Origin of the sequence: Scleromatobacter humisilvae (assembly GCF_023231945.1) — a bacterium.
GTDB lineage: Bacteria > Pseudomonadota > Gammaproteobacteria > Burkholderiales > Burkholderiaceae_C > Scleromatobacter > Scleromatobacter humisilvae.
On the sequence record NZ_JAJLJH010000016.1, the window covers coordinates 70,900 to 80,070 of the forward strand.

General features: G+C 69.6%; 8 protein-coding genes and 1 pseudogene. 3 read left to right on the forward strand and 6 right to left on the reverse strand.

Going from position 1 to position 9,171, the window contains the following annotated elements; genetic code table 11:
• Window positions 1-20: 20 nt before the first annotated feature.
• From sucC to recA, 4 genes and pseudogenes are all read right to left on the reverse strand, one after another.
• On the reverse strand, window positions 21-1,181 hold the full coding sequence (gene sucC, locus LPC04_RS28205; RefSeq protein ID WP_275685670.1) for an ADP-forming succinate--CoA ligase subunit beta: 1,161 nt from the start codon (window positions 1,179-1,181) through the stop codon (window positions 21-23).
• Window positions 1,182-1,487: 306 nt separating this feature from the next.
• Complete coding sequence (locus LPC04_RS28210) at window positions 1,488-2,219, reverse strand: regulatory protein RecX (protein ID WP_476748706.1); 732 nt, start codon at window positions 2,217-2,219, stop codon at window positions 1,488-1,490.
• A gap of 39 nt (window positions 2,220-2,258) precedes the next feature.
• Window positions 2,259-2,390, reverse strand: a pseudogene (locus LPC04_RS29105) (recombination regulator RecX); the annotation flags it as partial.
• Window positions 2,391-2,561: 171 nt separating this feature from the next.
• Entirely contained in the window at window positions 2,562-3,701 is a 1,140-nt protein-coding gene (recA, locus tag LPC04_RS28215) for a recombinase RecA (RefSeq protein WP_275685672.1), read from the reverse strand.
• A gap of 239 nt (window positions 3,702-3,940) precedes the next feature.
• Between recA and LPC04_RS28220 the strand changes: the two genes are divergently transcribed.
• The 3 genes from LPC04_RS28220 (at window position 3,941) to LPC04_RS28230 (ending at window position 6,848) form a co-directional block, all read left to right on the forward strand.
• Window positions 3,941-4,612: a response regulator gene (locus tag LPC04_RS28220; protein ID WP_275685673.1), complete on the forward strand. Its 672-nt coding sequence runs from the start codon at window positions 3,941-3,943 to the stop codon at window positions 4,610-4,612.
• A gap of 191 nt (window positions 4,613-4,803) precedes the next feature.
• Window positions 4,804-5,223 carry a hypothetical protein gene (locus tag LPC04_RS28225; protein WP_275685674.1) on the forward strand — a complete coding sequence of 140 codons (420 nt, stop codon included), beginning with the start codon at window positions 4,804-4,806 and terminating at the stop codon, window positions 5,221-5,223.
• A gap of 197 nt (window positions 5,224-5,420) precedes the next feature.
• Entirely contained in the window at window positions 5,421-6,848 is a 1,428-nt protein-coding gene (locus tag LPC04_RS28230; RefSeq protein ID WP_275685680.1) for a sensor histidine kinase, read from the forward strand.
• A gap of 15 nt (window positions 6,849-6,863) precedes the next feature.
• On the opposite strand, the gene LPC04_RS28235 is transcribed toward LPC04_RS28230, so the two are convergent.
• Together LPC04_RS28235 and rodA are read right to left on the reverse strand one after the other, a co-directional pair.
• Window positions 6,864-7,883, reverse strand: coding sequence for a DUF1444 domain-containing protein (locus LPC04_RS28235; RefSeq protein ID WP_275685675.1), 1,020 nt, complete (start codon window positions 7,881-7,883; stop codon window positions 6,864-6,866).
• Window positions 7,884-7,887: 4 nt separating this feature from the next.
• The gene (gene rodA / locus LPC04_RS28240; protein WP_275685676.1) at window positions 7,888-9,042 is read right to left on the reverse strand and encodes a rod shape-determining protein RodA; all 1,155 of its coding nucleotides are present in this window, start codon (window positions 9,040-9,042) and stop codon (window positions 7,888-7,890) included.
• Window positions 9,043-9,171: the final 129 nt, after the last annotated feature.

A 9,171-nucleotide genomic window follows, 5' to 3' on the forward strand; every position in this document is an offset into this window, starting at 1 on the left:
ACTTGATCCTTGACTGGGCGTTAGGCGACAGCGGCGACGATCTTGGTCGCGGCTTCGGCCATGGTGTCTGCGGCGATGATGGGCAGGCCGGATTCGGCCAGCATCTTCTTGCCCAGTTCCTCGTTCGTGCCCTTCATGCGCACGACCAGCGGCACCGACAGGTTCACGGCCTTGCAGGCGGTGATGACGCCTTCGGCGATGGTGTCGCACTTCATGATGCCGCCGAAGATGTTGACGAGGATGCCCTTGACGTGCGGGTTCTTCAGCATGATCTTGAAGGCCTCGGTGACCTTCTCGGCCGTGGCGCCGCCGCCGACGTCCAGGAAGTTGGCCGGCTCGCCGCCGAACAGCTTGATGGTGTCCATCGTGGCCATGGCCAGGCCCGCGCCGTTGACCAGGCAGCCGATGTTGCCGTCCAGGCTGATGTAGGCGAGGTCGAACTTCGAGGCTTCGATCTCCGCCGGATCTTCTTCGTCGAGGTCGCGGTAGGCGACGATCTCGGGGTGGCGGAACAGCGAGTTCGCGTCGAAGTTGAACTTGGCGTCCAGTGCGATCAGGTTGCCCTTGCTGTCGCAGTTGAGCGGGTTGATCTCGACCAGCGAGGCGTCGGTGTCCATGTAGCACTGGTAGAGCTTCTGGAACAGGTCGACGGCCTGCGCGTGCGAGCCTTCGGGCAGGCCGATGGCCGTGGCGATCTTCTTCGCCTGCTCGGCGCCGAGGCCGGTCAGCGGGTCGATCACTTCGGTGATGATCTTCTCGGGCGACGAGTGCGCCACTTCCTCGATGTCCATGCCGCCCTCGCTGGAGGCGATGAACGCGACCTTCTGCGACGCGCGGTCGGTGACCAGCGAGACGTAGTATTCCTTCTTGATGTCCGCGCCTTCCTCGATGTAGAGGCGACGGACCTTCTGGCCTTCGGGGCCGGTCTGGTGCGTCTTCAGCTGCATGCCGAGGATCTCGCCGGCCAGCTTCTTCAGGTCGTCCATCGTGCGCGCCAGCTTGACGCCGCCGCCCTTGCCGCGGCCACCCGCGTGGATCTGGGCCTTGACGACCCAGACGCTGCCGCCGAGTTTCTGAGCGGCTTCCACCGCCTCCTGCACCGTGAACGCGGGATAGCCGCGCGGCACGGGCACGCCGAACTGGCGCAGGAGTTCCTTGCCTTGGTATTCGTGGATCTTCATGGAAGCGTCTTCTTGAAGTGGTCGACTAAAGGGAGTGTCCGGGGAGCTGCGAACGCGTCGGGGGCACGCGAGGCGCGTGGCGAGGCGTCGGGGAGGCAGCGGACGGGATTAACGCAAGCGGGAGATTTTGCGATGGATTGCGACATCCGGGGGAGTTCCGCAGGCCGCGGATGCTCGGAAACCCGATGTAACCTCGAACTTTATCATGGTGCACCGCACCAAGCCGGCGCACTCGCCGGTCACCCAGTGGGCCGCGGGGACGTCAGCCGGACGTCCTTCTGAGCGCGACATCCAGCCCGCCCAGCCTCAGAATTCCTCCTCGCCGCCGATCACTCGGCGCACGACGTCCGACGCGAATCCGCGCGACGCCAGGAAGCGCGCCTGCTTCGCGCGTCCGCGGGCGTCGGCCGCCAATTCGCCGAACTTGCGCTGCCACAGCGCCTGGGCCCGGGCGAACTCGGTCTCGCGCAGCGCGGCGGCCTGCTCGGGCTCGAGCGTCAAGCCGTGGCGCGACAGCTCCAGCTTGATCCGCAGCGCACCTTGCTTGCGTGACCGCGCGTTGACTCGGCTCTCGACGAAGCGCGTCTCGCTGAGGTAGTTGTTGGCCGCCAGCCAGTCGAGCAGCTGGTCGACGGCGGCTTCGGGATCGCTGCGTTCCAGGTCGTCGTCGGCCGCGGGCGCCGCGCCGGCGTCCGCCAGCGGTGGCGCCATGGCGTGCACCGAGGTGCCAGCGGCCACCAGGCTCGCGCGCAGTCGCGCCGGCAGCGGCGCGCCATTGGCCAGGCTCAGCGTCTGGAGCGCGCCTCGCGCGGGCGGCGCGTCACGCGCGCCCGCACGGGGCGGCGAGGCGGCCGGGCCGCCGCCCTCAAGTGGCTTGGCCGACGTCCTCGTCGCGGACGGGCGCCCGCCTTGCGAACGCGCAGGCTTCGCCGGATCTGATGGCATCGGGGGCGCGAAGGCGTCGTCGATGCCGTTGGACGGCTGCGCGCTCAGGGCCTCGGCCAGCTCGCGCGCCGCCTTGTCGGCCGCCGCTCCCACGGCCGCGTCCTCGCGAGCCCGCTTGCGCAGGGAGTCGAGCAGCTTGGTGCGCAATTCCTGCCGGCTGTGCTCGCGCCGCGACAGGAAGCCGATCGCCTGCATCTTCAGGCTGAGCCGCGGCCGCGCCCTGCGTGGCGCGCGCGGTTCGCGAGGCGTGTCAGAGAACGACATGACGACTGACGACGGGCCGCTGCGATCCAATGGAATGCCGGGACATCACCGCGCGCCACTGACCGAGGGCTCGGCGACGTCGCGCGCGAGGATCCGCATCAACAAAGATGGCCCGACAAGCCGCTCGCGCGCCCATCAGGCCATGTCCTGCGACTCCCGCGGCGGCTCAGATCATTCCGCGGCGCTCGCCTTGCCCTTCTTGGCCGGCGCGGCGGACTCGGGCACCGGCACCAGCGGCACGCCCAGCGACTCGCGAACCTTGTTCTCGATTTCGACCGCCAGCGCCGGATTCTCCTTCAGGAATTCGCGGCAGTTGTCCTTGCCCTGGCCGATCTTCTCGCCGTTGTAGGCGTACCAGGCGCCGGACTTCTCGACGACCTTGGCGATGACGCCCATGTCGATGATCTCGCCCTCGCGGCTGATGCCCTCGCCGTACAGGATGTCGAACTCGGCTTCCTTGAACGGGGGCGAGACCTTGTTCTTGACGACCTTGACCTTGGTCTCGTTGCCGACGACTTCCTCGCCGCGCTTGATCGAGCCGATGCGGCGGATATCCAGGCGCACGGAGGCGTAGAACTTCAGCGCGTTGCCGCCGGTGGTGGTCTCGGGGCTGCCGAACATCACCCCGATCTTCATGCGGATCTGGTTGATGAAGATCACCATCGTGTTGCTCTTCTTGATGGTGCCGGTCAGCTTGCGCAGCGCCTGGCTCATCAGGCGGGCCTGCAGGCCGGGCAGCGAATCGCCCATCTCGCCTTCGAGTTCGGCCTTGGGCGTGAGCGCCGCGACCGAGTCGACGACGATCAGGTCGACCGAGCCGGAGCGCACCAGCGCGTCGACGATCTCGAGCGCCTGTTCGCCGGTGTCGGGCTGCGAGATCAGCAGCTCCTGCAGGTTGACGCCCAGCTTCTGAGCGTAGTTGATGTCGAGCGCGTGTTCCGCGTCGATGAAGGCGCAGACGCCGCCGACCTTCTGCATCTCGGCCGCGACCTGCAGCGTCAACGTGGTCTTGCCGGACGATTCCGGGCCGTAGATCTCGACGACGCGGCCGCGCGGCAGGCCGCCGACGCCCAGCGCGATGTCCAGGCCCAGCGAGCCGGTGGAGACGACCTGGATGTCCTCGATGGCCTCGCCCGCGCCGAGACGCATGATGGAGCCCTTGCCGAACTGCTTCTCGATCTGCGCCAGCGCGGCCTGCAGGGCCTTGGCCTTCTCGGCGTTCAACGCGGGCGTCTGGACGACCGGCGCGGCGTTGACCGCCTGGTTGGCGGCGGGGTTGGCGTTCTTCGAGGCGTTCTTGGTGGCGTCCATGCGGATTCTCCGTGTTCGGTTTGCGCTGCTGGGATTATGACCATTAGCTGGATATCTGTACAGCTATTGAGGAAAGATTATTCGCCGGCCGAAGCTCGCTGCGTGAGCCAGCAACAACGCCCTGACGAAAATCAATATTGAGGCGACTTGCGCGCGACGCCCGGCGCCGAATCGGCCCGAAAATGGCCCTGAGCGCCAATTCATCGATTACGAGGCCGAAAGCCCGGGAGAGAAGTCGCATGCGCATACTGATCGCCGAAGACGACCAGGTCCTCGCGGACGGCCTGCTGCGCTCGCTGCGCGGCTCGGGCTACGCGGTCGACCAGGTGTCCAGCGGCACCGAGGCCGACGCCGCCCTCGCCTCGCACGAGTTCGACCTGCTGATCCTCGACCTCGGCCTGCCGCGCCTGCATGGCCTGGAGGTGCTGCGCAAGCTGCGCGCGCGCGGTTCCACGCTGCCGGTGCTGATCCTGACAGCGGCCGACTCGGTCGACCAGCGCGTCAAGGGCCTCGACCTGGGCGCCGACGACTTCATGGCCAAGCCCTTCTCGCTGCAGGAACTCGAGGCCCGCGTGCGCGCGCTCACGCGTCGCGGGCTGGGCACGGCCTCCAGCATCATCCGCCACGGCCCGCTCACCTTCGACGCCACCGGCCGCGTGGCCTACATCAACGACCAGATGATCGAGCTGTCGGCGCGCGAGATCAGCCTGCTCGAGGTGCTGCTGCAGCGCGCCGGTCGCCTCGTCAGCAAGGACCAGCTCGTCACGCGCCTGTGCGAATGGGGCGAGGAAGTGAGCAACAACGCGATCGAGGTCTACATCCACCGGCTGCGCAAGAAGATCGAGCAGGGCCCGATCCGCATCGCCACGGTGCGCGGCCTGGGCTACTGCCTGGAGAAGATCGCCGCCTGATTCGTCGGGCGCCTGCTTTCACGCGCCTTGCAGGCCAGTGCGCGGTTCGTGTGAAAGTCCACGCGCTGTGCGGTCGCGGCAACGCGGCAGGACGAAGATCGTGCAGCCGCCACGGTCGGCCCATTCCTCGCTTGAGCGGAGCGATGCAGCGCTCGACACTGCGTCCCATCCGATCCCTTGCGAGCCCGTCGATGAATGCCGAAGCCTGGAACCATCTTGCCGACAGCGCCCGGGTGCTCGTGCACCACGCGTCGCGGCTGATGGGCGTGCTGACGCATCCCACCCAGTCGCACGACGAGCGCACGCTGGGCCCGATCGCCGCCGAGTCCGCCTTCGCGCTGCGGCACTTGCTCGAGGCCATGGCCGCGGCGCCGGAACTGGCGGCCCACGTGCGCACGCTGCAGCGCTTCGACATCGCGCTGGCGGCCTGGCGCCGCAGCGTGGCCGAGGCCAGCCCGCTCGCGCCGCGCTACCAGACCGCGCTGCTGCAGCAGGCCGCGCAGGTCGTGACGTCGTGCCTGCACGTGGGCGCGCTGTCCGACAGCGAGTCGGCGCGCACGCTGGTCGCGCGGCGCGATGGCGGCGGACACGCAAGCCCGCCGCCACCGTAGACTCTGCGTCCACGAAAGGCTCACGCGCGGAACGGCTCGCCGGCCGCAGGCCCACCCAAGCAACCGGGAAGCGAGGATCACATCCGAGCCGAACCGGGCTCCCCCTCGGGGGGGCAGCGACCGGAGGGAGCGTGGGGGCTCACAATTTGTCCGATAGGCACGAGCAGCGGTCCCTGTTTGGCGAGATCCTCGACTGGATGCTCGCGCCGCTGCTTTTGCTGTGGCCGATGAGCGTCGCGCTGACCTGGCTGGTCGCCCAGGGCATCGCCAACCGGCCCTACGACCGCGAGCTGGGGCAACTGGCGTTCAGCGTCGCGCGCGAGATGCGCGCCGACCCCGCGTTCGACCGCGGCCTCGCCGGGCGCCACGACCTGCGCCTGGCCGAGCCCACCGCGGCACTGCTGCGCAGCGACGACGTCGACCGCGTCTGGTACCAGGTGCGCAGCGCCCAGGGCGAGCTGGTGGGCGGCGACGCCGAGCTCGCGCCGCCGCCGGACGAGCGTGGGCAAGCCGACGAGGTGCAGTTCCGCGATGACACCGTCCACAACGACGCCGTGCGCGTCGCCTACCTGTGGGTGGGCACGCCGGCGGGCGCGAACTCGGGCGTCGTCGTGCAGGTGGCCGAGACCTTCGACAAGCGCTCGCGCCTGGCCACCGAGATCATCAAGGGCGTGATCCTGCCGCAGTTCGTGATCCTGCCGGTGGCGGTGATGCTGGTGTGGTTCGCGCTGGCGCGCGGCATCGCGCCGCTCAACACGCTGCAGCAGCGCATCCGCCGCCGCCAGAGCCAGGACCTGAGCCCGATCGACGAGCACGACGTGCCCGAGGAAGTGGCGCCGCTGGTGCGCTCGATCAACGACCTGCTGGCGCGCCTCGATCAGACGATGGGCTCGCAGAAGCACTTCCTGGCCGACGCCGCGCACCAGATGAAGACGCCGCTGGCAGGACTGCGCATGCAAGCCGAGCTCGCGCAGCGCGAGATCGACGCCGGCGGCGATCCCCAGTCGATCAAGCGCTCGCTCAGGCAGATCGCGCGCTCGAGCCAGAGCGCGGCGCACATGGTCAACCAGCTGCTCGCGATGGCGCGCGCCGAGGACGCCGAACAGGCTCGGCGCCTGCAGGACGTGCCCATCGTCCGGCTCGCGCGCGAGGTGGTGCGCGACTTCGTCCCGCGCGCGATGGACAAGCGCATCGACCTCGGCTACGAGGGCCCCGATGCCGACGCCGCCGATCCCGCCACGCCGCGCCTCGTCGGCCAGCCGATGCTCGTGCGCGAACTCATTCGCAACCTCGTCGACAACGCGCTGCAGTACACGCCCGCGGGCGGCACCGTCACCGTGCGGCTGCTGCCCGATCCCGACGGCCAGGCGATCGCGCTGCAGGTGGAGGACACCGGCCCGGGCATTCCGGAAGGCGAGCGCGAGCAGGTGTTCCAGCCCTTCTACCGCGCGCTCGGCACCGATGTGGACGGTAGCGGCCTGGGCCTGGCGATCGTCAAGGAGATCGCCGACAAGCACGCGGCGACGGTGACGATCGGCGCGGCGCACGCAGTGGCGGCTGGCGGCGACGAATCGCCGGGAGCGTTGTTCGTCGTGCGCTTTCCCTGCAAGCCGGCGCCGGGTTGAGCACCCGGCACCGCGTCACGCGTCGAGCAGCGGCCGCCAGCGGCCGTCCTGGCGGCGGTAGAGCCGGTCCGTGATCAACATCGACGGCTGCGTCCCGCGGGCCCGCAACCGTGCGCCGAGCGTGCGCAATTCGGCCAGCGCCCGCGCGTCTTCGGCGTCGCAGAAGGCGCAGATGTCGCGCGCCGCGATCGAGACGATGGCGCCGGCCGGCGTCAGCGGCCGCAGGTTCAGATCCCAGAGTTCGTCGAGCAGGATCATGCTGGATTCGTAGCGGCCACCCAGGAACAGGCCGCTGTAGCTGTCGGGCTCGGTGGCACAGCGCAGCTCGGTGGCCAGCCGGCTCAGGTTGGACATCGCGACGCGATGCGCCTCCTCGTCGGTGCGGCCCCAGGCCGCGAGCTCGCCCATCGTCAGCCAGGTGTAGCGGTCGCCGCGGTCCACCATGTAGACGACGAGGAAGCCGTCGCGGGTCGTGCGAATCAGCGGCGCGCTCGGATCGTCGGCGCCGATGCGGGCGCCGCCGCGAACGGTGAGTTCCGCGCTGACGCGCTCCTCGCGCCCGGCGTGCCCGTCGCCCTTGATCGCCGGCAGGATGGTCTCGAAGGCGGCCAGATCGACCTGGTTCCGCGCGCCCTGCAGCGCCGATGGCGGCGGCGCCGCCGGCGGCTTCGCGGCCGCCCGCGCGCGGGCACGTTCGCGCGCGGCGGCGGCAGCCTGCAGCGCGGCGAGCTCGGCCTCGGCGGCGTCGCGATCGCGCTGCCAGCCGAGTGCGGCCCAGTACAGGCCGACGTTGACGAACGGCAGCGCGGCCAGGCACGGCAGCATCGCGGATCCGGGCCGCGTCCGCTGCATCACCAGCGCCGCATCCACCGCCACGCTGGCGCCTGCCGCCCAGGCGAAGCCGGTCAAGGCGGATGCCAGGACCAGCAGATCCGGATGCCTGGCCGCCACGAGAAACGTCAGGCCGCTCGCCAGCGCCAGCGCGATCGCGAGCTTCAGGCGCAAGGCGGGAATGGGCGACGGGGCCGCGGCCATGGCCTCAGGTCTGCACGCTGCGCCGGTTGCGCGCGATCGACGTCAGGAACCCGAGCCCCAGCCCCAGCGTCACCATCGCCGTCCCGCCGTAGCTGACGAAGGGCAGCGGCACGCCCACCACCGGCAGGATGCCGCTGACCATGCCCATGTTGACGAACGCGTACGTGAAGAAGCTGAGCGTGATCGAGCCGGCGAGCAGGCGCGTGAAGACGGACGGCGCATCGGCCGCGATGGCCAGCCCGCGGAAGATCAGCAGCGTGAAGCCGAACAGCAGCAGCAGCGCGCCCAGCATCCCGAACTCCTCGGAGAACGCGGCGAAGATGAAGTCGGTGGTGCGCTCGGGGATGAACTCGAGGTGCGTCTGCGTGCCGCTCATGAAACCCTTGCCGGTGACGCCGCCCGAGCCGATCGCGATCATGCCCTGGATGATGTGGAAGCCCTTGCCCAGCGGGTCGGTGGTGGGGTCGAGCAGCGTGCAGATGCGGTGCTTCTGGTAGTCGCGCAGCAGGGGCCAGACGACCTCGTCCTGGCAGATGCGGTCTTCGCTCCACACCACCGCGACGATGCCCACTGCGGCCAGCACGAGCACCGGCAGGATCAGCTTCCACGACAGTCCGGCGAAGAAGATCACGTAGATGCCGGCCGACAGGATCAGGATGGCGGTGCCGAGGTCGGGCTGCTTGGCGACGAGCGCCACCGGCACCAGCAGGATCAGGCCGGCGATGGCGAAGTCGAGCGCGCGCAGCTGGCCCTCGCGCTTCTGGAACCACCAGGCCAGCATCAGCGGCATCGCCAGCTTCATGATCTCGCTGGGCTGGATCTGCACGCCGACGTTGAGCCAGCGCTGCGCGCCCTTCTTCGTGATGCCGAACAGCGCGGTGGCGATCAGCAGCGCCAGGCCCACGCTGTACAGCGGCACCGCGATGCGCATCAGGTTCTGCGGCGAGATCTGCGCCGCGACGAACAGCACGAGGAACGCCAGGGCCATGTTGCGCGCGTGCTCCGTGAAGCGCGTGCCGTAGTCGTAGCCGGCCGAGTACATCGTCACCAGGCCGATCGCGCAGATCAGCAGCACGGCGATCATCAGCGTGAGGTCGAAGCCGAGCAGCACCGGACGCAGGCGCTGCCACAGCGTGGGACGTTCGACGACGGCGATCATGGCTTGCGCCTCCCTGCACTCGAGGACGGGGTCCAGGCCACGGACGCCCGATGCGCCGGCGCCGACGCCCCCGCGACCGGCAACGCGACGGCGCCGCTGCCCGCGTTGGCCAGCGCCGCCGCGGCGGCG

Bases quoted from the DNA above. Each gene is read 5' to 3' on its own strand.
- LPC04_RS28230 (WP_275685680.1), top strand. From the start codon at position 5,421: ATGCTCGCGCCGCTGCTTTTGCTGTGGCCGATGAGCGTCGCGCTGACC.
- LPC04_RS28220 (WP_275685673.1), top strand. From the start codon at position 3,941: ATGCGCATACTGATCGCCGAAGACGACCAGGTCCTCGCGGACGGCCTG.
- rodA (WP_275685676.1), bottom strand. From the start codon at position 9,042: ATGATCGCCGTCGTCGAACGTCCCACGCTGTGGCAGCGCCTGCGTCCG.
- sucC (WP_275685670.1), bottom strand. From the start codon at position 1,181: ATGAAGATCCACGAATACCAAGGCAAGGAACTCCTGCGCCAGTTCGGC.
- LPC04_RS28225 (WP_275685674.1), top strand. From the start codon at position 4,804: ATGAATGCCGAAGCCTGGAACCATCTTGCCGACAGCGCCCGGGTGCTC.
- LPC04_RS28235 (WP_275685675.1), bottom strand. From the start codon at position 7,883: ATGGCCGCGGCCCCGTCGCCCATTCCCGCCTTGCGCCTGAAGCTCGCG.
- recA (WP_275685672.1), bottom strand. From the start codon at position 3,701: ATGGACGCCACCAAGAACGCCTCGAAGAACGCCAACCCCGCCGCCAAC.